At 69.4% G+C, this 24,958-nt stretch carries 25 protein-coding genes; 13 read left to right on the top strand and 12 right to left on the bottom strand.

The window, feature by feature from the left end; all coding sequences use genetic code 11:
* Nucleotides 1-60: 60 nt before the first annotated feature.
* From glmS to coaA, 5 genes are all read right to left on the bottom strand, one after another.
* The gene (glmS, locus tag BLS25_RS13805) at nt 61-1,911 is read right to left on the bottom strand and encodes a glutamine--fructose-6-phosphate transaminase (isomerizing) (RefSeq protein ID WP_074696493.1); all 1,851 of its coding nucleotides are present in this window, start codon (nt 1,909-1,911) and stop codon (nt 61-63) included.
* A 10-nt stretch (nt 1,912-1,921) separates the two neighbouring features.
* Entirely contained in the window at nt 1,922-2,959 is a 1,038-nt protein-coding gene (locus BLS25_RS13800) for an HTTM domain-containing protein (protein ID WP_074696491.1), read from the bottom strand.
* The gene (locus BLS25_RS13795) at nt 2,956-3,765 is read right to left on the bottom strand and encodes a DUF5819 family protein (RefSeq protein WP_143017964.1); all 810 of its coding nucleotides are present in this window, start codon (nt 3,763-3,765) and stop codon (nt 2,956-2,958) included. The genes BLS25_RS13800 and BLS25_RS13795 overlap by 4 nt, the downstream gene beginning before the upstream one ends.
* A gap of 2 nt (nt 3,766-3,767) precedes the next feature.
* Nucleotides 3,768-7,106, bottom strand: coding sequence for a choice-of-anchor G family protein (locus BLS25_RS13790; RefSeq protein ID WP_176786381.1), 3,339 nt, complete (start codon nt 7,104-7,106; stop codon nt 3,768-3,770).
* Nucleotides 7,107-7,518: 412 nt separating this feature from the next.
* Complete coding sequence (gene coaA / locus BLS25_RS13785) at nt 7,519-8,472, bottom strand: type I pantothenate kinase (RefSeq protein WP_074696485.1); 954 nt, start codon at nt 8,470-8,472, stop codon at nt 7,519-7,521.
* Nucleotides 8,473-8,546: 74 nt separating this feature from the next.
* On the opposite strand from coaA, the gene BLS25_RS13780 reads away from it, so the two are divergent.
* Complete coding sequence (locus tag BLS25_RS13780; RefSeq protein WP_074696483.1) at nt 8,547-9,476, top strand: Ppx/GppA phosphatase family protein; 930 nt, start codon at nt 8,547-8,549, stop codon at nt 9,474-9,476.
* Between the two features lie 62 nt (nt 9,477-9,538).
* On the opposite strand, the gene glmM is transcribed toward BLS25_RS13780, so the two are convergent.
* From glmM to BLS25_RS13760, 4 genes are all read right to left on the bottom strand, one after another.
* Entirely contained in the window at nt 9,539-10,894 is a 1,356-nt protein-coding gene (gene glmM / locus BLS25_RS13775) for a phosphoglucosamine mutase (RefSeq protein WP_056226426.1), read from the bottom strand.
* A 14-nt stretch (nt 10,895-10,908) separates the two neighbouring features.
* A complete protein-coding gene (gene rpsI / locus BLS25_RS13770; RefSeq protein ID WP_074696481.1) occupies nt 10,909-11,379 on the bottom strand; it encodes a 30S ribosomal protein S9 in 471 nt (156 codons plus the stop codon).
* A 24-nt stretch (nt 11,380-11,403) separates the two neighbouring features.
* On the bottom strand, nt 11,404-11,850 hold the full coding sequence (gene rplM, locus BLS25_RS13765) for a 50S ribosomal protein L13 (RefSeq protein WP_056226423.1): 447 nt from the start codon (nt 11,848-11,850) through the stop codon (nt 11,404-11,406).
* Between the two features lie 363 nt (nt 11,851-12,213).
* Nucleotides 12,214-13,050, bottom strand: coding sequence for an alpha/beta fold hydrolase (locus tag BLS25_RS13760; protein ID WP_074696578.1), 837 nt, complete (start codon nt 13,048-13,050; stop codon nt 12,214-12,216).
* A 142-nt stretch (nt 13,051-13,192) separates the two neighbouring features.
* Here BLS25_RS13760 and BLS25_RS13755 point away from each other — a divergent pair, with 142 nt between their 5' ends.
* Complete coding sequence (locus BLS25_RS13755) at nt 13,193-13,672, top strand: PepSY domain-containing protein (protein WP_074696479.1); 480 nt, start codon at nt 13,193-13,195, stop codon at nt 13,670-13,672.
* Between the two features lie 162 nt (nt 13,673-13,834).
* Nucleotides 13,835-15,139, top strand: coding sequence for a hemolysin family protein (locus tag BLS25_RS13750; protein WP_074696478.1), 1,305 nt, complete (start codon nt 13,835-13,837; stop codon nt 15,137-15,139).
* Nucleotides 15,140-15,190: 51 nt separating this feature from the next.
* Here the strand turns inward: BLS25_RS13750 and BLS25_RS16980 are convergent, their stop codons facing one another.
* Nucleotides 15,191-15,328 carry a hypothetical protein gene (locus BLS25_RS16980; protein ID WP_176786380.1) on the bottom strand — a complete coding sequence of 46 codons (138 nt, stop codon included), beginning with the start codon at nt 15,326-15,328 and terminating at the stop codon, nt 15,191-15,193.
* Between the two features lie 113 nt (nt 15,329-15,441).
* On the opposite strand from BLS25_RS16980, the gene BLS25_RS13745 reads away from it, so the two are divergent.
* The 3 genes from BLS25_RS13745 (at nt 15,442) to BLS25_RS13735 (ending at nt 17,135) form a co-directional block, all read left to right on the top strand.
* Nucleotides 15,442-15,918 (top strand): MarR family winged helix-turn-helix transcriptional regulator, encoded by a 477-nt coding sequence (locus BLS25_RS13745; RefSeq protein ID WP_074696476.1) that lies wholly within the window; start codon nt 15,442-15,444, stop codon nt 15,916-15,918.
* 37 nt (nt 15,919-15,955) lie between these two features.
* Complete coding sequence (locus BLS25_RS13740) at nt 15,956-16,375, top strand: organic hydroperoxide resistance protein (protein ID WP_056226410.1); 420 nt, start codon at nt 15,956-15,958, stop codon at nt 16,373-16,375.
* 112 nt (nt 16,376-16,487) lie between these two features.
* Nucleotides 16,488-17,135 (top strand): response regulator, encoded by a 648-nt coding sequence (locus BLS25_RS13735; RefSeq protein WP_074696474.1) that lies wholly within the window; start codon nt 16,488-16,490, stop codon nt 17,133-17,135.
* 21 nt (nt 17,136-17,156) lie between these two features.
* Here the strand turns inward: BLS25_RS13735 and BLS25_RS13730 are convergent, their stop codons facing one another.
* Nucleotides 17,157-18,227: a PIG-L family deacetylase gene (locus tag BLS25_RS13730; protein ID WP_074696472.1), complete on the bottom strand. Its 1,071-nt coding sequence runs from the start codon at nt 18,225-18,227 to the stop codon at nt 17,157-17,159.
* 251 nt (nt 18,228-18,478) lie between these two features.
* Here BLS25_RS13730 and BLS25_RS13725 point away from each other — a divergent pair, with 251 nt between their 5' ends.
* The 3 genes from BLS25_RS13725 to BLS25_RS13715 all read left to right on the top strand — a co-directional run bounded on the left by BLS25_RS13725 (nt 18,479) and on the right by BLS25_RS13715 (nt 19,587).
* Nucleotides 18,479-18,760, top strand: coding sequence for a hypothetical protein (locus tag BLS25_RS13725; RefSeq protein ID WP_056226400.1), 282 nt, complete (start codon nt 18,479-18,481; stop codon nt 18,758-18,760).
* Between the two features lie 69 nt (nt 18,761-18,829).
* Nucleotides 18,830-19,354, top strand: a complete 525-nt coding sequence (locus BLS25_RS13720; RefSeq protein ID WP_074696470.1) for a YbhB/YbcL family Raf kinase inhibitor-like protein — start codon at nt 18,830-18,832, stop codon at nt 19,352-19,354.
* A gap of 11 nt (nt 19,355-19,365) precedes the next feature.
* Nucleotides 19,366-19,587, top strand: coding sequence for a three-helix bundle dimerization domain-containing protein (locus BLS25_RS13715; RefSeq protein ID WP_074696468.1), 222 nt, complete (start codon nt 19,366-19,368; stop codon nt 19,585-19,587).
* Between the two features lie 20 nt (nt 19,588-19,607).
* On the opposite strand, the gene BLS25_RS13710 is transcribed toward BLS25_RS13715, so the two are convergent.
* Nucleotides 19,608-20,663: a PIG-L family deacetylase gene (locus tag BLS25_RS13710; protein WP_176786379.1), complete on the bottom strand. Its 1,056-nt coding sequence runs from the start codon at nt 20,661-20,663 to the stop codon at nt 19,608-19,610.
* A gap of 279 nt (nt 20,664-20,942) precedes the next feature.
* Between BLS25_RS13710 and BLS25_RS13705 the strand changes: the two genes are divergently transcribed.
* From BLS25_RS13705 to BLS25_RS13690, 4 genes are all read left to right on the top strand, one after another.
* Complete coding sequence (locus BLS25_RS13705) at nt 20,943-22,523, top strand: sugar transferase (protein ID WP_256335595.1); 1,581 nt, start codon at nt 20,943-20,945, stop codon at nt 22,521-22,523.
* Nucleotides 22,524-22,599: 76 nt separating this feature from the next.
* On the top strand, nt 22,600-23,925 hold the full coding sequence (locus BLS25_RS13700; RefSeq protein WP_074696573.1) for a UDP-glucose dehydrogenase family protein: 1,326 nt from the start codon (nt 22,600-22,602) through the stop codon (nt 23,923-23,925).
* A gap of 208 nt (nt 23,926-24,133) precedes the next feature.
* A complete protein-coding gene (locus BLS25_RS13695; RefSeq protein ID WP_056226389.1) occupies nt 24,134-24,358 on the top strand; it encodes a hypothetical protein in 225 nt (74 codons plus the stop codon).
* Nucleotides 24,359-24,387: 29 nt separating this feature from the next.
* Nucleotides 24,388-24,795: an MFS transporter permease gene (locus tag BLS25_RS13690; RefSeq protein ID WP_074696464.1), complete on the top strand. Its 408-nt coding sequence runs from the start codon at nt 24,388-24,390 to the stop codon at nt 24,793-24,795.
* Nucleotides 24,796-24,958 lie beyond the last annotated feature (163 nt).

Here is a 24,958-nt window from a genome sequence, read left to right as displayed (position 1 = left end):
GACACCGAGACGACGAAGGGGCCGGATGCCACGGCATCCGGCCCCTTTTCGACGCGAGGTCTACTCGACCGTCACCGACTTGGCGAGGTTGCGCGGCTGGTCGACGTCGAGACCCTTCGCCTCGGCGAGGCCCATCGCGAAGATGTGCAGCGGAACGACGGCCAGCAGCGGCTCGAAGAGGGGGGCCGCGAGCGGGATCCGCAGCACCTCGTCGGCGGCGGGCAGCACGGCGACATCGCCCTCTTCGGCGATCGCGATGACGCGGGCGCCGCGGGCGCGGATCTCCTCGATGTTCGAGACGACCTTCTTGTGCATCTCGCCCGAGCCGCGGGGGCTCGGAACGACGACGAACACGGGCTGGCCGGGCTCGATCAGCGCGATGGGGCCGTGCTTGAGCTCTCCAGCGGCGAAGCCCTCGGCGTGGATGTAGGCCAGCTCCTTGAGCTTGAGCGCCCCCTCGAGGGCGATCGGGTAGCCGACGTTGCGGCCGAGGAACAGCACCGAGCGGGTGTCGGCCATCCAGTGCGCGAGCTGCTCGATGCGGGCCTGCTCGGTCTCGAGCACGCGAGCGATCTTGCCCGGGACGGCCTCGAGCTCGGTCACGGCTTCGACGGCGGCCATCGGGTCGATCGCGCCGCGCACGCGACCCACGTGCAGGGCCAGCAGGTACAGGGCGGTGATCTGCGCGACGAAGGCCTTGGTCGAGGCGACGGCCACCTCGGGACCCGCGTGGGTGTAGACGATCGCGTCGGACTCGCGCGGAATCGTCGCCCCCTGCGTGTTGCAGATCGACAGCGTCTTCGCACCGCGCGAGCTCGCGTACTTGACGGCCATGAGCGTGTCCATGGTCTCGCCCGACTGGCTGATCGACACGACCAGCGTGCGGGGGGTGAGCACGGGGTTGCGGTAGCGGAACTCGTGCGCCAGCTCGACGTCGACGGGAACACGGGTCCAGGTCTCGAGGGCGTACTTGCCGACCATGCCCGCGTAAGCGGCGGTGCCGCACGCGATGACGAGGATGCGATCGATGTCGGCGAGGAAGTCGTCCATCCCCTCGAGTTCGGGGATCTCGACGCGGCCCTCTTGGATACGGCCTCGGATGGTGTTGGCGACGGCCTCGGGCTCCTCCGAGACCTCCTTGGCCATGAACGACGACCAGCCGCCCTTCTCGGCGGCCGACGCGTCCCACGTGACCTCGAAGGCCTCGACCTCGACAGGAGCGCCCGAGAAATCGGTCACCTCGACACCCTCGGGGGTGATCGCAACGATCTCGTCCTGGCCGATCGCGAGCGCGTTGCGCGTGTGCTCGACGAAGGCGGCGACGTCGGAGCCGAGGAAGTTCTCGCCCTCGCCGAGACCGATCACGAGCGGCGAGTTGCGACGCGCACCGACGACGAGACCGGGGTGGTCCTCGTGCATCGCGAGGAGCGTGTAGGCCCCCTCGAGGCGCGAGACGACCGAACGGAAGGCCTGCACGAGGTCCTTCGTCCGTGCGTACTCGCGGCCGATCATAACCGCCGCGACCTCGGTGTCGGTCTCGCTGCGGAAGGCGAAGCCGTCACCCACGAGCTCGCTCTTGAGCTCGGCGAAGTTCTCGATGATCCCGTTGTGGATGACGGCGAGCTTGTCGTCGTCGGCCAGGTGGGGGTGGGCGTTGGCGTCGGTGGGGCCACCGTGCGTGGCCCAGCGGGTGTGGCCGATGCCCGTGGTGCCGTTGGGCATGGGCGTGGACTCGAGGTCGTCACGCAGGACGGCGAGCTTGCCCGCGCGCTTGCGCATGTCGAGCTGGCCGTCGCCGTCGATCACGGCGATGCCGGCGGAGTCGTACCCCCGGTACTCCAGACGCGACAGACCCGCCAGAAGGATGTCCTGGCTCTGCCGAGGACCCACGTAACCGATGATTCCGCACATGGGGTCGAGTCTACGTGGCGGGGCTGAGCAAACCCCTCCGCACCGAACCGAGGCGCGAACCCCGCCTGTTCCACGACCCGTCGCGGACCAGGAGCAAGTCGAGGGCGATCATCGCGAGCGAGAACGGCCACAGCCCCAGCAGGATCGCGATGCTCAGGTGCATTCCGGTGATGACGAACACCGCCGCGTAGCGCGTCGGCTTCCACAGGATGAGCACCGGGAACAGCATCTGCACCCAGAGCGCGGCCCAGGTCGCGAGTGCCACGACGGGCGCCGACTGCCAGGCGAGCTGGCTCAGGGCGGGCAGGACGTGGAACTGCTCGATGCTCAGCGCGTAGTAGATCGCCGTACCGTCCAGCCATTCCTCCCCCTGGAACTTCAGCACGCTCGAGACGACGTAGACGAGCAGGATCTGGAACACGCAGAGGATGAGCGCCGTGTTGTGGGCCCAGATCGCCAGCCACGGCGGCACCCAGGTCGGCATCCGTCCGGAAAGACGGGAGGGCCGGATGCCGCGGCGCCGGCGCATCCACGCATCCACCGAGAAGTGCCGACTCAGGTCGGCGAAGACGACGAAGAAGAGCACGATCCGCATGAGCGTGTCTCCGCCGTTGCCGAGCAGCGTGCTGTTGGTCGAGAGCCCCACCCAGAACACGAGCAGGACCGGGGTCACCCACCGCGTCTGGAATCCCACGACGAACAGGATCGCGAGAGCCAGCAGCACGTGGAACGAGAGGTCGAAGACCACCGCGTTGTCTTTCGGGAAGAGCATCCTCAGCGGTTCCCACCACCCACGCCGGTTGGCTTCGGGGTCGACCCACCAGGCTCCCGCACCCCAGAGGTAGTGGCGGTCGGCGTAGCTCGGCACCAGGACGATCAGCATCGCGACGCCGAAGAGCACGCGGAGGACGGAGAACCCGATCGTCGAATGCTCGCGCCCGGTCAGCCAGAGCTGCAGGCGCGGCCACAGCGTCGAAGGCGTGACGCGGTCCCGCCAGCCGGTCGTCGCGATGGTCCTCTCGTCGTCGACGGATGCCGATCGGTTCATCGTCCCGTGTACCTCTCGATGACTTCGTCGTAGATGGCCTGCACCTCATCCGATGGCGCGACCGCAGGTTGCCGCCACCCGAACGTCGTGTACGAGGGTTCCGTCTGGCGCTCCGTGTCGAAGCGGTGGAGGAAGTCGTTCGGCCGATCGTGCTCGATGCGCCACCGGACGCGCTCGACATCGTGGTCGACGTACGCACTGCCGAAGGCGGACGAGAAGCGCACGAGCATGTAGTCGTACCGCAGGTAGCTCACCAGAGCGGCGCGACTGCCCCCGAGATCGTCGAGCTCCTCGAGCAACGCCGACGGGTCCATCGGCGCGAAGGCGCCGTCGTTGACGCGACGGATGAAGGTGTCGCGCACGCGATCCCTCTGGTCGGCGCTGAGCGCCTGGTACCGCGTCAGGTAGGTCTGAGCGGCGTTGAAGCTGTTCTTCGAGATGCGAGAGGGAGTCGGGATGCCACGCGCCGCGGAGAACTCCGCGTCGGTGACGTCGACCCATTCGCTGCGCTGGAGCTCGCCGTTCTCCCGCCACTGCACCTGGATCTGGAGCGAGCGGTTCACCTTCATGATGTTCGGGGCGAACACGTTCCACCGTTGCTGGAAGTACGGGGCGAAGGCGGCCGACACGGCGGGACGCGTCGGGCTCGAGGGGATGGTGAACGACACCGCCACGAAGGCGTAGCCGAGGACGATGGCGAGGGTCATGGCGGCGGCGACCGCCGCCATGACCCCACCCGACCGCCGGGCGGAGGAAGGCCCCTCCGACACCCCCGCTTCGGGGGCCTCCTCCGCCGTGGTGGTCATCGTCAGCGCTGCTCTCCGCTGGCGCTCCGTCGACGCAGGGTCCACAGAGTCGCACCCGCGAGGATCAGTGCCGCAGCCAGGCCGCCGGCGAGAGGACCGTTGAGGTCCAGACCGGTGGCCGGGAGCGAGGAGCCCCCGCCGTTGCCCGCGGCGGCGGGCTGCGCCGTCACGGTGAAGGCGGTGTTCTCCCGCTCGGTCGGGAGTTCACCCGTGACCGAACCGCGCACGTCGACCCGGTGTGCGCCGAGCTCGAAGTCGGCGCCGACCGCGAAGGTCATGCGCGCCGTACCCGAGCCGTCCGCGGTCACCGGAGTGAGCTCGAAGGGAGTCGAGTTCACCGTCGCCGAGACCGTCTCGCCGGGCTGGAAGCCCTGGACGACCACGGTCTGGCTGACCCCGGTGCCGCGCACGATCTGCGGGAGCAGCACGTCGGCACGCGCCTGCGTGGTGACGTCGCCGTCGGTCGCGTCGGCGTCCACGGCGTCGGCGTCCGCGGCGTCAGCATCCACAGCGTCGGCGTCCGCGGCGTCAGCGTCCACGGCGTCTGCATCGGCTGCGTCGGTGTCCGTCGCGTCAGCATCCATCGCGTCGGTGTCCGTTGCGTCAGAGTCGGTCGCATCGGCGTCCACGGCGTCAGCGTCCACAGCGTCGGCGTCTGCGTCCACAGCGTCGGCGTCTGCGTCCACAGCGTCAGCGTCAGCGTCAGCGTCAGCGTCCATCGCGTCAGCGTCCGCCGCGTCAGCATCCATCGCATCAGCGTCCACGGCGTCAGCATCCATCGCGTCAGCATCCATCGCGTCAGCATCCATCGCGTCAGCATCCATCGCGTCCGCGTCCGCGTCGGCGTCAGCCGCGACCGCGGTCACCGAGAACGACGTCGTGTCGACCGAGCCGTCGATGTCCTGGATCGCGGTCACCGTGAAGTCGCCCACCGGAACCTCCGCGAACGAGACCGACCAGAGGCCGAGTCCCGAGACGGTCGTCGTCTGCGCGCCCAGGGTCGGGATCGAGACGGCGATCTCGGCGCCGGCCTGGCCGGAACCGGTCACGGTCACCGAGCGCGTGGCATCCGGCTCTCCGACCTCGTACTCCGTGCCGGCGATGGGTGCCGTGATGTCGACGGCCTCGGCGAGCACGACGCTGAACGCGACGGTGTCGACCGAGTCGTCGGCATCCTGAGTCGCCGTCGCCGTGTAGTCGGCGATCGACAGACCGTCGAACACCACGTTCCAGGTACCGTCCGGGGCCGCGGTCGTCGTCTCGACGGCGCCGTTGTCGAGCTCGACCGTGACGGTCGCCCCCGGCGAAGCCGTTCCCGAGACGGTCACCGTGGTGACACCCTCAGCAGAGCCGACCGCGATCTCTGTTCCGTCAGCGGGCTCCTCGATCACGACATCGGGCGTCTCGGCGATCGAGAAGTCGACCGTGTCGATAGACCCGTCGAACTCCTGCGTCGCGGTCACCGAGTAATCGCCGATGGGCAGGCCCGGGAACGTCGCCGTCCAGGTTCCCTCCGCGGTCACGGTGACCGTCTGGGGGGAGCCGCCGACCTCGACGTCGACATCCGAACCCGCGTAGCCGGTTCCGGTGACGATCACGTCCGAGGTGTCGTCGGCCCCGGGGACGACGATGATCTGGTCGGGGGTCGGAGCGGTGATGACCACGTCCGGGGCCTCGATGACCGAGAAGTCGACGGCCGCGGTGGTGCCGTCCGCATCCTGAGTCGCGGTGGCCGTGTAGTCGCCGACCGGGAGGTCGGGGAACGTGACCGTCCAGGTGCCCTCGGGGGTGACCGTGGCGTCCTGATCCTCCTGACCGGGGATCGAGACCGTGATCACGGCCTCGGGCTCGCCGGTACCGGAGACGGTCACGTCCGAGACGTCGTCGGCTCCGGGAACGACGAACTCGTCGCCGCTCTCGGGAGCGGTGATCGTCACGTCGGCGTTCTCATCGAGCGCGTTCGGTCCGACGGTGGCGTTCGCCAGTTCGATCGTCGTGGCCGCCGACCCCGGCAGGACCGTCACGATGGCCCCGGTGATCGAAAAGACACCGTCGGCAGTCGTCGACTGGTTGTTGACGGTCACGCTCGCGACGGCGGGAAGCACGGCGCCCAGCGCGGGCGAGAGCAGCGTCGTCACCGGGGTGACGGTCGTGTCGACCGCAGCGCCGACGTTCCCGATCACGGTTTGCACCGGAGCGAGGATCGCGCCCGCCACGACACCGAGGCTGACCGGAAGGGTGATTCCGCCCAGCACCTGGATCCCGGAGGTGTTCCCGTCGAGCAGCTGCCCGATGGTGGTGTTCACGCTGAGGACCGGGATCTGCGGGGTGATCAGGGTCGGCGGGATGACGACCCCGCCGAGGACCGAGAGACCGCGCACGGCGTTCAGGACGGCCGTGTCGATCCGGTCGGTGAGGCCGCTGACGGCGTCGACGACGGCGGCCTGGATGTCGGGCAGTGTCTGCGATCCGAGCAGTTCCGTCCCCGCGGGGAGGCCGTTGAGACCGGCGATCTCGTCGAGGTCGACCGTGATCTCGCCCGTCCCCAGGTCGATCACCACGCCGGGGTAGTCCTCCGAGGTGATCTGGCCGGTCAGGAGACCGCTGATCGCGTCGGTCAGGCTGGTCGTGCCCACCTGCAGGTTCGCCTGCACGCCGAGGAGTCCGAGGGCGCTGCCCACAGCGGTGTCGACCAGACCGTCCACCCCGTCGAGCGAGTTCTGGAGGCCTGCCACCGCGGTGTTCAGCTCCGCGGTCAACGTCGACAGCGTCGCGCTTTCGACGACGAGCTGACCGCCCGCGATCGTGTAGCTGCTCGTCGCGTCGTCGGGAGCGTCCTGCGACGCCCTCGCCGACACGGCGCCCAGGGTCAGGTCCACGGCGGCGATCTCGTCGACGAGCTCAGCGGCCAGGGATCCCGCGAGGGAATCGACCGCGCCGCCCAGACTGATACTCAGCGGGCCGGTCGCCGGGCCGCCGGTGCCGATGACCCCGCCGTCGCCCACGGCGCCCGAGGCCCCGACCGACGAGCCATCGGGATCCGCGCTCGCGTACTGGCCGACGACGCCGAGCGATCCGAAGTCGATGGGAACCTGGATGCCGCCGGGCACGGTGACGTTGATCACGCCGAGGGCCGTGAGGTCGAGCGTGTTCTGGTCGGTTACCGTCGGGACGGACCCGGCGTTGGTGGCGACCGCGCCCTGGATCTGCGCCAGGTCGTCGAGATCGACGAGGCTGAGAATCGACCCGCCCACGAACGTGCCCGAGGCGTTCGACAGGTCACCGGGGGCGGCGTTCGCGGCGGTGACGCCGCCGAACAGGCTGAGAGAGGCGGCCCCCACCGCCGCGGCCGTCTTGACCGATGCCCGTCCGATCCGGGAGCGCGTCCACAGCGCACTCCGACTCCGTGTGGCGGTCCGTCCGGGCGATGCGCCGGACGCCCCCTGATTCGCGCGATCCATAGAAACACTCCTGTACGTGGTGCTCGGGACGCGCGTGTGCAGCGCCCTCTGCGGCCTTTCGGCAGCCGTACGGGACATTCAAGGGGGCTCGGAGAACCCTGAGAACACGCTGAGCTACGGGGATCGGTACGGGTCCGCGCTCCCGGTAGTACCGAGGTCGACGGGCATGCGACGGCGCACGCGAATCGCCCGGATCGACAAGCGGCCGGGCCGAAGCAACCCGCGATCGACGCCGATACCGGTGGCCCTCGGTATACCGACTCACTACCGTGCCCGCACCACGGCGGGCACCTCAGAGCTTGCGGAGCAGGACCGTTTCGACGGTGTGATCCGCACCCTTCTGCAGCACGAGCTTCGCGCGGTGTCGCGTCGGAAGCACGTTCTCTTCGAGGTTCGGGAGGTTGATTTCGCGCCAGTATCCGAGCGCTCGCTCGACGGCCTCTTCATCGCTGATGTCGGCGAAGACGCGGAAGAACGACGTCGGGTTGGTGAAGGCGTTGTCTCGGAGCGCGAGGAACCGGTCCACATACCACCGCTCGATGTGCGCGGCGTCCGCGTCGACGTAGATCGAGAAGTCGAACAGGTCGCTCACCGCGACCTCGTTCGGAGACGGCGGCGGCTGGAGCACGTTCAGGCCCTCGACGATGACCACGTCCGGCCGATGCACGGTCACGTGGGCGTCCGGCATGATGTCGTATCGCACGTGCGAGTAGAAGGGCGCGCGCACCTCCTCGGCACCGGACTTCACCTCGCTGAGGAACTCGACGAGCGCCCGCCGGTCATACGACTCGGGGAATCCCTTGCGGTCCATGAGGCCGCGGCGTTCGAGCTCCGCGTTCGGGTAGAGGAAGCCATCGGTGGTGACCAGCTCGACGCGAGGGGTGTCGGGCCAGCGGCTCATTAGCTCGCGCAGCAATCGCGCGATCGTCGACTTCCCGACGGCCACGGATCCCGCGACCCCGATGACGAAGGGGGTCGTGGCGTCCGGTTCGCCGAGGAAGCTGCTCGTATCGGCGCCGAGGCGGCGCGTGGCGCGGGCGTAGAGGCTCAACAGCCGGCTGAGGGGGAGGTAGACCTCGGCGACTTCGCGCGGATCCAGCCGGTCGCCGATCCCGCGCAACTGGACGATCTCGTTCTCGGTCAGCGGCTGTGTCAGCCCGCCGGCCATGCGAGCCCAGTCGTCGCGGTCGATCTGGCGGTAGGGGCTCAGCGACGGTGCGGGAGCGGTGGTCTCGGCTGCGGACACCCGCTCATGCTACCCGGGGCGCCGCCCTCCCCCGCGGTCGGAGCCGTGCGCACCGCGCCCACTACGCTCGGACCGTGCGCTTGGGAGTCCTCGACATCGGTTCGAACACCGTCCACCTGCTCGTCGCGAACGCCCGAGCGGGAGGGCGCCCCACTGCCACCACCTCGCACCGTTCCGTGCTCCGCCTCATGCGTTATCTGCTGCCGGACGGATCGATTTCAGCGGAGGGTGTGCAGGGACTGGTGGATGCCGTGACCGCCGCGCGCGATCGCGCTCGCGCCGAGGGGGTCGACGAGTTGCTCGCCACCGCGACCTCCGCGGTCCGGGAGGCGACCAACGGCGACGAGGTGATCGCTCTCATCGAGGAGGCGCTCGGACAACCGCTCCAGGTGCTCGGCGGCGAGACCGAGGCACGGTTCACCTACCTCGCGGTCCGGCGCTGGTTCGGGTGGTCCGCGGGGCAGATCCTTCTGTTCGACATCGGTGGGGGATCCCTCGAGATCGCCGGTGGCGCGGACGAATTTCCCGACCTCGCCGAATCGGTCCCGCTGGGAGCGGGGCGGTCCACCGTGCAGTTCCTGCCCCACGATCCTCCGAGCGACGACGAGATCGATGCGCTCCGCCAGCATGCGGCATCCGTCCTCGCTCCTGTCGCCGAGCGATTCGCGGCGCTCCCCCGCCCCGATCACGTGGTGGGGTCGTCGAAGGCGATCCGATCCCTCGCGAAGTTGGCGGGCTACCCCGTGCCGGGGTGGTCGGGGATCGATCGCATGGTGCTCCCGCGCAGAGAGCTGAAGGACTGGATTCCGCGCCTGGCCCGCATCCCCGCCGATGCGCGCGAAGCCCTGCCGGGCATCACCGCCGACCGCACCTTCCAGATCGTGGCCGCGGCGATCGTCGTCGAGCGCGCGATGAAAGCCCTCGACGTCGAGGAGCTCGAGGTGTCGCCCTGGGCCCTGCGCGAGGGCGTCCTGTTGCGCTACATCGAATCGCTCGAGTACTGAGACGACGAAGGCCCAGGGCTCCGATGAACGGAGGACCCTGAGCCTGTCGAAGGGAACGGGACCTACAGCGCCAGACGTTCCCGGACGACGTCGGCGAGCCGGTCGGCGTGCGCGCGTGCGGTGTGTTCGTCGGCCGCTTCGACCATCACGCGAACGAGCGGCTCGGTGCCGGACGCGCGCAACAGCACGCGGCCCGAATCGCCGAGTTCGGCGGTCGAGACGGCCACCGCCTCCTGGACGCCCTCGTCGCTCACCCCGTCGCGGTCGACGCCGCGCACGTTGACGAGCACCTGCGGGTAGACGGTCATGATCGAGGCGAGTTCCGCGAGGGTCTTGCCCTGGCGGGCCATCTCGGCCACCAGGTGGAGGCCGGTCAACAGCCCGTCGCCGGTGGTCGCGAACTCGCTCATGATGACGTGCCCCGACTGCTCGCCGCCGAGGGAGTAGCCACCCTCGTTCATGGCCTCGAGCACGTAGCGGTCGCCGACCCCGGTCTGCAGGACCCGGATGCCATGGTCTTCCATGGCGCGGTGCAGGCCGAGGTTGCTCATCACCGTCGCGACGAGCGTGTCGTCGACGAGCGCACCGCGCTGCTTCATCGCGACCGCGAGGATCGCCATGATCTGGTCGCCGTCGACGATGTTGCCGTGCGCGTCCACGGCGAGGCAGCGGTCGGCGTCGCCGTCGTGGGCGATGCCGACGTCGGCTCCCAGACGGACGACGGCTTCAGCGAGCACGTCGAGGTGCGTGGAGCCCACGCCGTCGTTGATGTTCAGACCGTCGGGCTCGGCCCCGATCACGGTGACCTGGGCACCCGCGTCCTTGAAGGTCTCGGGCGAGACCCCGGCCGCGGCGCCGTGCGCGCAGTCGAGGACGACGTGGAGGCCGTCGAGACGGTGCGGAAGCGACCCGAGGAGGTGCAGCACGTAGCGGTCCTCGGCGTCGGCGAAGCGGCGGATGCGTCCGACGCCCGCGCCGGTCGGCTGCAGGCGCTCCCACTCGAGGGCGCGCTCGATGCGCTGCTCGACGATGTCGGGGAGCTTCGTTCCGCCACGGGCGAAGATCTTGATGCCGTTGTCGGGCGCCGGGTTGTGCGAGGCCGAGACCATCACACCGAAGTCGGCGTCGTGATCGGCGATCAAGAAGGCCGTCGCAGGGGTGGGGATGACGCCGGCGTCGAGGACGTCGACGCCCGAGGAGGCCAGTCCTGCGGCGACCGCGGCCGAGAGGAACTCTCCCGAGACGCGCGGGTCGCGCGCGACGACGGCCGTGAGTCGACGACCCTCGGCCTTTCGCGCCTCCGCAGAACGGCCCTGGCCCAGGACGACAGCAGTCGCCTGGGCCAGGTGCAGCGCAAGTTCGGCGGTGAGGAGGCCGTTGGCCAGCCCCCGCACCCCGTCCGTGCCAAAGAGAGGCATACGGAGGTTCGAACTCAGCGCTTGGAGTACTGAGGCGCCTTGCGGGCCTTCTTGAGACCGGCCTTCTTGCGCTCCTTGACGCGAGCGTCGCGCGAGAGGAAGCCGGCCTTCTTGAGGGTCGGGCGGTTGTTCTCGGCGTCGATCTCGTTGAGCGCGCGGGCGATGCCCAGGCGCAGCGCGCCGGCCTGACCCGAGGGGCCGCCACCGGAGATGCGCGCGATCACGTCGTACGAGCCCGCGAGCTCGAGCACCGTGAACGGGTCGTTGATCAGCTGCTGGTGCAGCTTGTTCGGGAAGTAGTCCTCGATCGTGCGGCCGTTGACCGTGATCGTGCCCGAACCGGGGACGAGACGCACGCGGGCGATGGCCTGCTTGCGACGGCCCACGGCTGCGCCGGGAACCGAGAGCACGGGGCGCTCGGTGGCGACGGCCGACTGCTCGGCCGGCGTCTCGGTGCTGTAGTTGCTGGAGTCGATGTTCGACACTGTTTCGTCCTTATCCGGCGGCGCTTACTGGGCGACCTGGTCGAAGGTGTATGCCGTGGGCTGCTGGGCACCGTGGGGGTGCTCGGCGCCGCGGTACACCTTGAGCTTCTTGAGCTGCGCCGCGCCGAGGCTGTTCTTGGGCAGCATGCCGCGGATGGCCTTCTCGACCGCGCGGACGGGGTTCTTCTCGAGGAGTTCCTCGTAGTTGACCGACTTGAGGCCGCCCGGGTAACCCGAGTGACGGTAGGCCATCTTCTTCTGGAGCTTCTGACCCGTGAGCGCCACCTTTTCGGCGTTGATCACGATGACGAAGTCGCCGGAGTCGATGTGGTTGGCGAAGGTCGCCTTGTGCTTGCCGCGGAGGAGGACCGCCGCGTGCGAGGCCAGACGGCCGAGAACGACGTCGGTGGCGTCGATAACGACCCACTCGCGCGTGACCTCAGCGGCCTTGGGGGTGAAAGTGCGCGTCACAGTAGTGCTGCTTTCTTGATCGAACGGAGGAGTTCGTGAATCCCGCTCCGGTGGTCCGTTCACCGCTTGAGGGCGATGGAACAGGGCCGGTGGAGGGCTCACGTTCGGGTGACCCGCTCGCAGAGAGGCAGGCACCAAAGATCAAGACTACGTCATCCGGATGCCATGACCAAACAGAACCGATCGCGCCCAGTCCACCCCCGGGAGGGCCCCGGAGTGTCACCCAGCGCCTCACCCGCTTGCTCGGACTTCTGCTCCGAACGCCGTGATGCCCCGTCACCGATGAGGCGACGAGGCATCATGGCATCCGCTCATGCCCTCCGCGAGTGCGGGCGAGAGGTGAGGGCGTGAGCGGAGGCGGGTTCAGCGCTTCAGGAAGTCGAGAAGCACGCGATTGAACTCGTCGACGTGGCTGACGTTGACTCCGTGCGGAGCGCCCGCGACGACGTGGAGCTCGCTTCCGGCGATCGCCTCGTGGGTCCGTTTGCCCGAGCCCTCGAAAGGGACCGTCGCGTCGCTGTCGCCGTGGATGACCAGGGTGGGCACCGTCACATTCGGCAGGTCGTCGCGGAAGTCGGTGGTCGCGAACGCCTCCATCGCCTTCAGCGCGGCGTGGTGGTCGGCCTGGTTCGCCAGGCGCTCGGCCTCTGCACGGTCGGCCTCCGAAACCATGAGCTCGCCGTCGACCGAGAAAAAGTCGGTCGTGAACTGGTGGGAGAACGCCTTCTGGTCGTCTTTCAGACCCTGCTTCATCCCGTCAGCGGTCGCGTCGTCGAGCGGCCCCTCCGGGTTGTCGTCGGTCTGGGCCAGGTAGGGCGGAACGGCCGCGGCGAAGACGACGCTGTGCACGCGGTCGGAGCCGTGACGCGTCAGGTAACGAGCGACCTCGCCGCCTCCCATCGAGAACCCGACCAGGGTCGCATCGCGCAGGTCGAGAGCCTCCAGCACCGCCTCGAGGTCGTCGCTGAACGTGTCGTAGTCGTACCCGGTGCGCGGCTTGTCGCTGCGGCCGAATCCGCGCCGATCGTAGGTCACGACCCGATATCCGGCACCCTCGAGGGCGGGGACCTGGTGCGCCCACGACTCGCCGGAGAGGGGCCAGCCGTGGATCAGGACGACGGGGCGTCCGGTGCCGCCGGTGTCGTCGACGTGGAGGTCGATGTCGGTCAGAAGTCCGTGGTGTGCAGTGATCTCGCTCATGGACGTCATGATTCGAGTCCCGCCTGAATGTTCGGCACCTGTTGACGGCTTGCGGCTCGCTTGATACGCCTGCGCTACGCACACGTCACGGTCGACGCGCAACACCTCGGGAGGGCGCCCGGCCGCTGACTAGCCTTCCCCCATGGCCCCGAGTCGCATTCCTGCCGCCGCCCTGTTGCTCGCCGCGGTCGCCCTGGTGGCGACCGCCTGCGGTTCCGACACCTCCGGGAGTGCCGCCGCGAACGATCGCGAAGCCGTTCGCGCGATCACGACCGCCGAGTCGACCGCGGGCGGACGAGCCTTCCAGCTCGAGGCGGATGACGGGGCGTGGGAGGTGCACGTGGCATCCGGCGATCGCGAGGTCGAGGTGCGCGTAAGCGCCGACGGAGGTTCGGTGCGTTCCTCCTCGGACGGTCGGGCCCTCGACGCCGAGGATCGCGCGGCGCTCGATGCGGCGAGCACCACCCTCGCCGATGCCGTCCGCATCGCCGCCGCCCAGGGCACGGGCGGCGCCGTCGAGGATGCCGAACTCGAGCGGGACGACGCCACCGCTCGCTGGAGCGTCGACCTCGCGGGCGACGTCACGGTGCGCGTCTCGGCGGCCGACGGCAGTGTGGGCTGAGCAGAATCCGCGCATCCACGCAAGCCCGCCGGCCTCGGCCGGTGGCGAGCGCGGCGCTCATTACACTCGGCGCATGAAGCACGCCCCCGACGCCGACGGCCACAGTCCACGCGCCCGGGTGACCCCGGGCGACACTCTCTCACCCGCCGGGGCGGTGCGCCGATGAACGACCTCGTCCTCAACATCGTGCTGGTCGTCGTCTTCGTCCTGATCGGCGGGGTGTTCGCGGCCACCGAGATGGCGCTCGTCACCTTGCGCGAGAGCCAGGTGAACGCCCTCGCGGCCCGCGGTCGCCGCGGCCAGAAGGTCGCCGATCTGGCGCGCACCCCCAACACCTTCCTCTCCGCCGTGCAGATCGGCGTGACGGTCGCCGGATTCGCCTCGGCGGCGTACGGGGCCTCCTCCATCGCCCCCTCGGTCACGCCGTTGTTCACCGGTCTCGGTCTCGAGCAGGGGGTCGCCGCCACGGTCGCGACCATCGCCCTCACCCTGGTCATCGCGTACCTGTCTCTGGTTCTCGGGGAACTGGTCCCCAAGCGGCTCGCCATCCAACGCAACGCGGCGTTCGCGTACGCGGTCGCGCCGGTCCTCAACGGCTTCGCCACGCTCATGCGCCCCGTCATCTGGTTGCTGTCGATCTCGACGAACGTGCTCGTGCGCCTCCTCGGGGGCGACCCGAACAAGACCGGCGAGGAACTCACCGAAGAAGAGCTCCGCGACATCGTCTCCAGTCACGAAGGACTCCCCGCCGACGAGCGACGCATCCTCGACGACGTGCTCTCGCTCCGCGATCGCCACGTGAGCGAGGTCATGCGGCCCCGCCCCGAAGTGGTGACCCTCGACGCCGGCGGCACGGTCGCCGAGGCCTACGAGCAGGTCCGCGACCTCCCCTTCTCGCGCTACCCGGTCGCGGAGCAGACGATCGACGACGTCGTGGGTTTCGTGCACGTCCGCGACCTGACCGACGATCCCGAACGCGCGCTCAGCGCCGTCATGCGCGAGATCCGGTACATCCCCTCGACCGCCCGCGTCCTCCCGACGCTCACGTCCATGCGCGCGGACGGGAGCCACATCGCGGTCGTCGTCGACGAGTACGGGGGGACGGACGGCATCGTCACCCTCGAAGACCTCGTCGAAGAGGTCGTGGGAGAGATCTTCGACGAGTACGACACGGATGCCGAACAGCCGCTGTCCGAGGGAGAGCACGGCACCGTCGAGGGGCGTTTGAACCTGCAGGACTTCGAGGAGGCGACGGGGGTCCCGCTTCCGCGCGGGGCGTCCGACACCGTGGCCGGCTTCGTGGTCGAGCGACTCGGCCGCCTGGCCCACGTCGGCGATGTCGTCGAGGTCGAGGGCGCGACACTGAAGGTGAGCGCGGTGGATCGTCGCCGGGTGGCCGAGCTGCTGGTGACCCGGCATCCCGTCGACGAGCCCGCGGAGGAACGCGACGACTCGACCGCCGACTGATCGCCCGGGGCGGGCCGAGGACGCGAGCTCGTCGGCCCGCACGGGTGGTGGTCAGGCGAGGTCGCCGGCGACCGGGGCGATCGGGCCGCCCAGGTCGAAGTGGTGCCCGTTGATGGCGAACAGATCCCGGTCCCCGTCGGGGAGGAACCCCGGGGGCGCGGATGCGCTCGCGTCGCTGCGGCTGATCATGGGACCCATGCTCCGTCGTGACGGGGCTCGATGTCAGGGCTTGACATCGTCGGCGTGGGGCTGATCCTCTCGATTAAGTTGTGCGCAATTAAGTTGTGTGCAATAGTTTTCGCATGCCCGCCGTCGATCAGCTCGTGTGCTTCGCGCTCTACGCCGCCAACCGCACGACCACGCAGGCGTATCGGGCGCTGCTCGAACCGTGGAACCTCACGTACCCGCAGTACATCGCCCTCGTGACGCTCTGGAACGACGGCGATCAGACGGTCGGCAGTCTCGGCGAGGCCCTGCAGCTCGATTCCGGGACTCTCTCCCCCATGCTCGCCCGCATGGAAAGCGCCGGCTATCTGACCCGATCACGTCGCGCCGATGACGAGCGCGTGGTGTCCGTCACGCTCACCGACCGCGGCACCGAGTTGCGCACCGAACTCGCCCACATCCCCCAGTGCATCGCCGCGGGGTCGGGGATCACCGACGCCGACAGCGCCCGAGAGCTCATCGACGCACTGCACCAGCTCACCGAGGCCATGAAAGGCCTGCGAGACCACCCCGACGAGGTGCGCGACGCCGACGCGGCGCGCCACCCGGCCTGACGGCCGCACCCCCCCTCCGTCCCCAGAAAGGAACACCATGGACGTTCTCTACACCGCCGAAGCCGTCTCCACCGGCCAGGGCCGCCTCGGCCACGTGACCGCCGGCACCTACCTCGACCTCGACGTCGCTCCCCCCAAGGAGCTCGGCGGCTCCGGCGCCGGCACCAACCCCGAGCAGCTCTTCGCCGCGGGATACGCCGCCTGCTTCCACAGCGCGCTGCACTCCGTGGCCCGCGCCCGCAAGGTCGCCATCGCGGACTCGTCCGTGGGTGGCCGCGTCCACATCGGCCCCAATGGCCAGGGCGGCTACCAGCTCGCCGTCCTGCTCGAGGTCGTCCTGCCCGGCATCGAGTCCGAGCTCGCTCAGCAGCTCGCCGACGAGGCGCACCAGGTCTGCCCGTACTCGAACGCGACGCGCGGCAACATCGAGGTCACCGTAACCGTCTCGGAGGACTGACCTCTCCCCGACCCCGGGGCGAGGCGCTGAGCCCCACGTATCGTGCCTCGTCCCGGCCCGCCGCCCCGTATCCCGCGGGGCGGCTTCGTCGTATCGGCGTACAGTGACTGGCGTGATCCGGGTTGTTGTCGTCGACGATGAGGCCCTCGTCCGCTCCGGCTTCGCCTTCATCCTCAATGCCGCCGACGACATCGAGGTCGTCGCGGCCGTTGACGGCCCCGACGCGCTCGACGCGATCCGGGCGCTCCGCCCCGACGTCGTGCTCCTCGACATCCGGATGCCGGGACTCACCGGCCTCGAGATCCTCGCCGAGGTGCGAGGCGATGACGATCCACCCGTGGTCGGCATCCTCACGACGTTCGCGGCGGACGAGTCGATCGCGAGAGCCCTGCGAGAGGGCGCGACGGGTTTCCTCGTCAAGGACACCGACCCGGAACACCTCGCCGCGATGGTCCGCTCGCTCGCGGCCGGCGGCGTCGTGCTCTCTCCGGAGGTCTCTCGGGCCCTCGTCGACGGGTTCTCGGGCGGCCCCGACCTCGACTCCGCGCGCCGCGTCGCTCTCCTGACGGAGCGCGAGCGTGACGTGCTCGAGTGCCTCCCCACCGGAGACTCCAATGCCGAGATCGGGCGCCGGCTGCACTTGAGCTCCGCCACGGTCAAAGACCACGTCAGCTCGATCCTGAGCAAGTTGTCGGTCTCGTCCCGGGTCGAGGCCGCTCTCATCGCGGAGCGCGCGGGCTCTCCCGCTTCGCGACGCTGACCCGCCTCGAACCGCGAGGCGTCAGGTGAGACGCAGCTCGGCCTCGGTCTTTCCGTACGAACGACGCAGCCACTGCCCGAACCCCGGCTGCGCGAGGCAGGCGGCGGCGCCGTCGCACGTGACCACCGGGTCCTGGGCGGCGTAGGTGGCGTACACGTCGACCTTGGCATCGAGAGCGTCGCCCTCGACGTTGACCGGCTCGTGCAGCGAGGGATAGCCGATGTAGTACGTGACCGCTTCCGGGGCGATCCCCGACACGGGGGCGACGGCGCGGACGAGCGAGCCGACGCACGAGTGGTCGGGGTGGTCGCCGCGCGCGAAGGCGCTCTCGTGCGGAATGTTGGTCGTGATGTGGTCGGGGCGACCCGCGTGGATGAGCTCGGCGACCGTCTCGGCCAGTCTGCTCGCGTCGAGCGTCGGTCCGTCGTCGATCGGGGCGAGCGCGGGGACCGAGCCGTTGATGAGCTGGGTGAGTCCCGCTTCGCCCGTGGTCGCGAACCCCTTTCCGCTGAGATTGCCGTCGGGGAGGCGCAGCACCGTGATCGACAGGCGCGGGTCATCGGACGGCACGAATCGGGTGACGCGTGCACCGCTCCGGAGGGTCAGTTGGGCGGTGTTCCACGGCTGCGTGCTGCCGCGCATCTCGTCGTACGCGGCCCGGATGCCGGCCTCGCGCTGCTTCGCGTAATCGAGGCCGCGGCCGGCGTCACCGGCGGTGACGAAGATCGTGCGCAGGGTCGCACCGGAGCCGATGATTCCGGCGAGGTGCGGGTTGGCGAAGATGATGTCATCGTCGGCGTGCGCCCAGACCGCCACCGTGGTGTCGCTTCCCGGCTCCTCGAAGGCCGGCGACACGGGCCGCGGTGAGGCTTCGGGCACCGGGACGATGGGACTGAGTTTCACCCAGGTCCCCTCCGGCGGCGCTGAGCGACGGATCTCGCGGTAGACGAGCGCGCCGCCGCCGAGCGCGGCGAGGCCGCCCACGGCGATGCCGCCGAACACGAGGGCTCTGCGGGAGATCCCGGAGCGACGCGGTGCCGCGGGGTCGACGGGTGCCTGATCGGCGCCCGAAGGCTCGTCGATGTCACTCACGGCGACTCCGTCCTGTACTTCGCCCCCCGGCGACGGATTGCGGGTTCCCCCTCGCCCTCGGGCGCCTTCCGACGCTATCGCGACGGTGCCGGTTTCCGGATCCGAAACCCCGCAGCCCCGCCACCCGGCGGGGTGGGGTGAAACCGATCGGCGGATCACGCTCCCACACGGGCGGCGCGATGAGGACGCCGCGCACCGGACGCATCGGCGATCCTCAGCGCGCACCTAGAGAGGGTGACGACACTCGCCCTATGCAGACGTCCACACCGCCGCGGTCACTGTCGCCCGTAGCCCTGCGCATCCGCGCCGTCCTCAACGAGTGGGATCCCATCGGGGTCCACCACATCGGTCAGGGCTGGCCCGATGACGAGTACGACGACCTGATCCTGCCGATCCTCGAGGCACTCGACACAAGGCCCTCGGTCGATGAACTGGCCGCGGAGCTGCGGACGGTCGTCGAGAACGACTACGGCCTTCCTGCTCCCGAGGGGTGCCGCGAGACCGCGCACTCTCTTCTCCGCCTGCACGGCTGAGCGCTATCCGGCGTCGGGCCGGGATGCAAGCCCTGCTCCCCGGCCACCGGGCGGTTCTAGCGTGCCTGCATGGCTGATCTCTCCCGACCGCAGACCCCCGATCCGTACCCGCTCCTTCCGTCCGTGCCGTCCTTCGCGGTGACCAGCGACGACATCGCCGACGGTCAGCCCCTGAAGGACGACCAGGTCGCCGACAAGGGCAACACCTCCCCGCACCTGGCGTGGTCGGAGGTCCCGGAGGGCACCAAGTCCTTCGTGATCACGGGCTTCGACCCCGACGCGCCGACCCCGAGCGGCTTCTGGCACTGGGTCCTGGTCGACGTTCCGGCGGATGTCCGCGAAGTGGCCTCGGGCGCCGCTTCCGGAGAGCTCCCGGGCGCGGCCTTCCACGTTCGCAACGACGGCGGCGAGAAGGGGTTCCTCGGGGCGGCTCCCCCGCAGGGCGACCAGCCCCACCGCTACTTCTTCGTCGTGCACGCCGTGGGCGAGGAGACGCTCGGCGTCGACTCGGATGCCTCCCCGGCCGTCGTCTCGTTCAATCTGGCGTTCAAGACGCTGGGGCGGGCGATCCTGCACGGCACCTACCAGCACTGAGGATCCGGACCATGACGAAGCGCAACGAGAGTTTCGACAAGGACGAGACGGTCGCCGGAGTCGAGGAGCGCGTCCAGGCGCGCTTCCCCGACGCCCAGCCGGAGGTGGTTCACGAAGAGGCCGTCGTCGCGGTGGACAAGTACGCCGAAGCTCCCGTCAAGGACTTCGTCGACATCATCGCCGAGCGTGAGGCCCGCGCGGCCGTCGAGGAATCCCTCGCCGCCGACTCCTGAGTTCGGGCATCGGGACCGATTCACCCCATCTGCAGGTCGGCTTCGGCCTTCGGATAGGACCGTTGCAGCCACTGGCCGAACTTCCGGGTCTTCAGGCACGCGCTGCGATCGGCGCACCGGACCACCTGATCCTGCTGCGTGTAGATGCGGTAGGTGTCGACCTTGGTGTCGAGCACCGCGCCCTCGAGATTCGCCGGCAGGTTCTCGGAGGGGTACCCCACGAAGTACCGGATGCCGGGCCCCACCGCCGCGTCGGAGGTCAGTGAGTCGCGGATCAGGGTTCCCACCGCCGAGTGATCCGGGTGGTCCCCGGGGGCGAAGGCGCTGCCACGCGGGATATGGGTGAGCGTCCCTTCCGGGTGGAATGCCGACACCAGCTCCCGGACGGACGCGATGAGCTGATCGCGGGTCACGGCCGGTCCCCCGTCGACGGGTGCGAGGGTCCCCGCTGCTCCGTCGTAGAGCTTGCTCAGGGTCGCGTGCGCCGTCGCGTCGAATCCCTCGCCGGTGAGGTTCCCGTCCGGGAGGCGGAGATACAGAACCGACAGGCGCGGATCGTCCTTCGGAACGAGCCGCCGGACCTGCATTCCCGTGCCGAGCGTGATCTCGGCGGCATCCCACTCGCCGTCCTTGCCGCGCATGGCGTTGTACGCGCGCAGGATGCCGAGCTCCCGCGCCGCCACGTAGTCCAGGCCCTTACCGGCGTCGCCCGCGGTCACGAACACCGTCCGCACGCACCGACCGGTGGCGATGGCGTCCGAGATGGTCGGGTTGGCGAAGATGATGTCGTCGTCGGGGTGCGCCCAGATGGTCATCAGGGTCGACGCCCCCTCGCATCCCTGCGCGGCGGGCGACGACGGGACGGGCGGGGGCGGCGGCGGGATCGTCGCGGTCGGCGAGGCCGACGCGGACGGCGTGGCCGTCGTTGCCGCCGCGGACGGGGTCGGCGTCGGCGTCGACGCGGGCTCCGGACGGAACAGTGCGAAGGCGAAGACGCCGCCGACCGCCAAGACCACCACGGCGGCGAGCGCGATCGCGACGACGAGGCCGGCCTGCACCCGACGGGGGCGAGACATCGACGACGAGGCTCGTGGCATCGGAACCTTTCGGACGGGGTGTGACGACCCCACCGTGCGGCACGATCTCGAGACAGCCGAGTTCGGCTGATCCGCGCCCGAGTGTAGAGGAACGTCCATAACGGACCAACACGTCATCCGCCAGGTGAATTGCACACGCCTATCGTTCAGGTTTCCTACGTATGACAAGAGATGAAGGGTGACTTGACGGGTGAATATCGCCTGTTACTGTTCGCGGGAGGGCTCCCACGCACGCGTGGGATGGGGGGAGGAAGAGACATGGCGATGTCTGACCTGCGCCCCGGCGCGTCCTCCGCAGATGCGGATCCGGTCGGTGCCACCGCCCCGGCATCCCGGACCGTATCGACCGAGGTCTCCGCCGGAGTGACACCGGTGACGGCACCTCCCCCGTCGCACGTGAAAGACCGCTGGCGCGGTCGGTACCGGCGTAATCTGGTCCTCACCGACTTCGCCGCGCTCGTCTGGGTCGTCTACGGCACCCAGCTGCTCTGGTTCGGCCTCGGGAATGCGCAACTCGCCGCGGGCAGCGACAGCCGCATCAGCGATCTCTCTTATTGGGCCTTCTCCGCCATCCTCATCGTGACCTGGATGTGGGCGCTCGCCTTCGTCGAGTCCCGCAGCGACCGGGTCATCGGCACCGGCTCCGCCGAGTACGTGCGCATCGCCGACGCCAGCTTCCGCCTGTTCGGCGCCGTGGCGATCATCGCCTTCCTCACCCAGATCGACGTGGCCCGCGGTTACCTGCTGGTCAGCCTGCCGTCCGGCATCCTGGTCCTCTGCTTCACGCGATGGATGTGGAGGCAGTGGCTCGTCGTGCAGCGCTCCCGCGGTCGGTACTCCGCGCACGTCCTCCTCGTCGGCTCGCTCCCCTCGGTGACGCAGCTCGCGCGCGAATTCGCCCGCACGCCCAGCGCCGGCTACCGCGTCGTCGGCGCCTGCGTGCCCCACGCCAAGACGGCCGACACCATCCCGGGCACCGAGATTCCGATCATGGGTCACGTCGGCGACGTGTCGCGGGCACTGGCCGCGACCGGCGCCGACACGGTCGCCATCACCAGTGCCGACGAGCTGCCCGCGGAGAAGGTCAAAGAGATCTCGTGGAGCCTGGAGGCGGGTCGCCAGCACCTCGTCCTCGCCCCGAGCATCGTCGACATCGCCGGGCCACGACTGCACACCAGGCCCGTCGCCGGCCTCCCCCTCATCCACGTCGAGACCCCGAAGTTCTCGAGGGGACAGAGCTTCCTGAAGAGATCCGTCGACCTCGCCGCGGCGAGCCTCGGGGTGGTATTGCTCAGCCCCCTGCTGCTGTTCCTGGCCGTCGCCGTGCGACTGTCGAGCGAGGGGCCGGTCCTGTTCCGCCAGACTCGCGTCGGCTTCCGCGGCCGCGAGTTCACCATGTTCAAGTTCCGTTCGATGGTGGTCAACGCCGAGGAGTTGCGCGCGCAGCTGATCGCACAGCAGCGAGATTCCGGGAACGAAGTGCTGTTCAAGATGAAGAACGACCCGCGCGTCACCCCCATCGGTCGCGTGATGCGCAAGTTCAGCCTCGACGAGCTCCCCCAGCTCTTCAACGTGGTGGGGGGCTCGATGTCGCTGGTCGGACCGCGCCCTCCGCTTCCCTCCGAGGTGGCCGTCTACGCCGACCACGTGCACCGGCGATTCCTCGCCAAGCCCGGCATCACGGGCCTCTGGCAGGTCAGCGGGCGGTCCTCCCTCTCCTGGGAGGAGTCCGTACGACTCGACCTGTCGTACGTGGAGAACTGGACCCTTCTGGGCGACTTCGTCATCCTCGGCAAGACCGCCCGCGCGGCCCTCGCTCCCGGTGAGACGGCGGCGTGACGATCGCCACTACCCCGTTCCGGTCTTCGGACCGTCGCCGTCGGTTCTCGCCGCGGATATCTGAAAGGCTTTGATCGTGCGTCTGTCTGTCGTGGGTTGCGGATACTTGGGAGCTGTTCACGCGGCGGCGATGGCCTCCATCGGCCACGACGTGGTGGGCATCGACGTCGACGAGCGCAAGATCGCGACGCTCTCGCGGGGAGAGGCACCGTTCTTCGAGCCCGGCCTGCAGCAGATTCTCACCGAGGGGATCGCCTCGGGACGCCTCTCGTTCACGACGGACATGTCGGCGGCTCGAGGTGCCGCGGTGCACTTCATCGGCGTCGGCACACCCCAGCAGGCGGGCGGCCACGCTGCGGATCTGACCTACGTCGATGCAGCGATCGACACGCTTCTTCCCTTCCTCGCTCCCGGCGATGTCGTCGCGGGCAAGTCGACCGTCCCCGTCGGCACAGCCGCCCGTCTGGCACCCCGGGTGTCCGAGCGCGGCGCGGTGCTCGTCTGGAATCCGGAGTTCCTGCGCGAGGGCTGGGCGGTGCAGGACACCATCGACCCCGATCGACTCGTCGCCGGCGTTCCCTCGGCTGACGGCTCCCCGACGGCGGAGGGTGAGCGCACCGCACAGATCCTGCGCGAGGTTTACCACCCCTCGATCACCAAGGGAACGCCGTTCGTCGTGACCGACTACGCCACTGCCGAGCTGGTCAAGGTCGCGGCGAACGCCTTCCTCGCCACCAAGATCAGCTTCATCAATGCGATGGCCGAGATCGCGGAGGTGACGGGGGCAGACGTGACCACGCTCGCCGACGCGATCGGCCATGACGTCCGCATCGGACGCCGCTTCCTCGGAGCCGGCATCGGATTCGGCGGAGGGTGCCTCCCGAAGGACATTCGAGCCTTCTCCGCGCGGGCCGAAGAACTGGGCCGCGGCGAGTCCGTCGCCTTCCTCCGAGAAGTGGATGCCATCAACCTCCGCCGCCGCGACCGCGCCGTCGAGCTCGCCGTGAGCGCGCTGGACGGATCCGTCTTCGAGAAGAAGATCGCCGTACTGGGAGCGGCCTTCAAGCCGCACAGCGACGACATCCGCGACTCTCCCGCGCTCGATGTGGCCGTTCGACTGCACGGGCTGGGGGCCCGGGTCACCCTGACCGATCCCGCGGCGATCGAGAACGCGCGACGGGTGCACCCGCAGCTCACCTACGACACCGACCTGGACGCCACCCTCCGCGACGCGGACGCGGTCATCGTCGTGACGGAGTGGGACGAGTACCGACGCGAGCTGAGCCCGGAGCACGCCGCCTCGCTCGCGCGAGGTCGCGTCGTGATCGACGGACGCAACTGCCTCGACCCGGCGGCGTGGCGCGATGCCGGCTGGACCTATCACGGCATGGGGCGCCCCTGACCCGGACACGGTCCGCCTGAACGTGAGCGCATCTGCTCCGAAGGGCGTCGCGCCCCGCGCGCGCGATGACAGACGTCGGCGCTGTCGATCTTTCTTCCACGGCGCGTGACGAATCAGCCGCTCGCCACGTCTCCTTGGTGACGGATCTCGCGCCGAGGGCCCCCTCCCGGCGGAGTGCATCGAGATCCTCGACGACAAGGAGGATGCCATGCGCAACAAGCTCATCGTGATCGGTGCCGTCGCCCTGATCGCCTACGCGGTCGGCACCCGGACCCCGCGCGTCCAGGTGAAGAACCGGGAGTCCGTCGGCCACCAGATCGTCCGGCTGTGGAACGACCCGCGCGCCCGCAAGCGTCGCCACAAGGCGGCGAAGAAGGCTGCCGCGGCTGCGGAGAAGCGCGCGAAGAAGACGTTTCACGACCTCCGGAAGTGATCCGCCCGTCCCTCGAACGGAGGCTCCCCATGTTTCGTTCCTCCTCGAGCAGGACCCTGCTGCAATCGCGGCGCAGCGTCATCGCGGGAGCAGTCGGGGCCGGCGCCGTCGCGATCATCGCGCTGGCGCTGTACCTGCCACTCGTCGGCTTTCTCGGCGGGGCGACGGCGAGCACAGCCGGTATCGTGCCCTTCCCCGCCCTCAGCGTCCTCGCGGTCACCGTCGTCGGTGCCGTCGTGATCGCGGGGCTTCTCGCCCTCGCGATCACGCGGCACCGGGCACCCGCCGCATGGACGCTGGCGGTCATAAGCGTTCTCGTGGCGCTGGCCGTGACGGCCTTCCCACTCGTCGCCGTCGTGCTCGGATCGGCCCAGCGCGTCGGCGAGATCGGACCAGTCGTCGCGATCCTGTGGGAGCAGGTGTCGGGGATCTTCTGAGCAGCGGCCTGTGGATAACACAGGTGCCCGCACATGCGCATGTCAAAATACCTCATGTCCATCTTGGCTTCCGGCGACCGACCCGTGCTTCAGGATGACGGCGACGACGAGATCGCGGGCTTCGCCCCCGCCTGCGCGTCCTGCGGGGGCGTGACCGAACCCG

The organism is Microbacterium testaceum StLB037 (genome assembly GCF_900104345.1).
Classification (GTDB): Bacteria; Actinomycetota; Actinomycetes; order Actinomycetales; family Microbacteriaceae; genus Microbacterium; species Microbacterium testaceum_A.
Note: the sequence above shows the minus strand (reverse complement) of the source record. Positions and strands in the feature narration are given on the sequence as shown.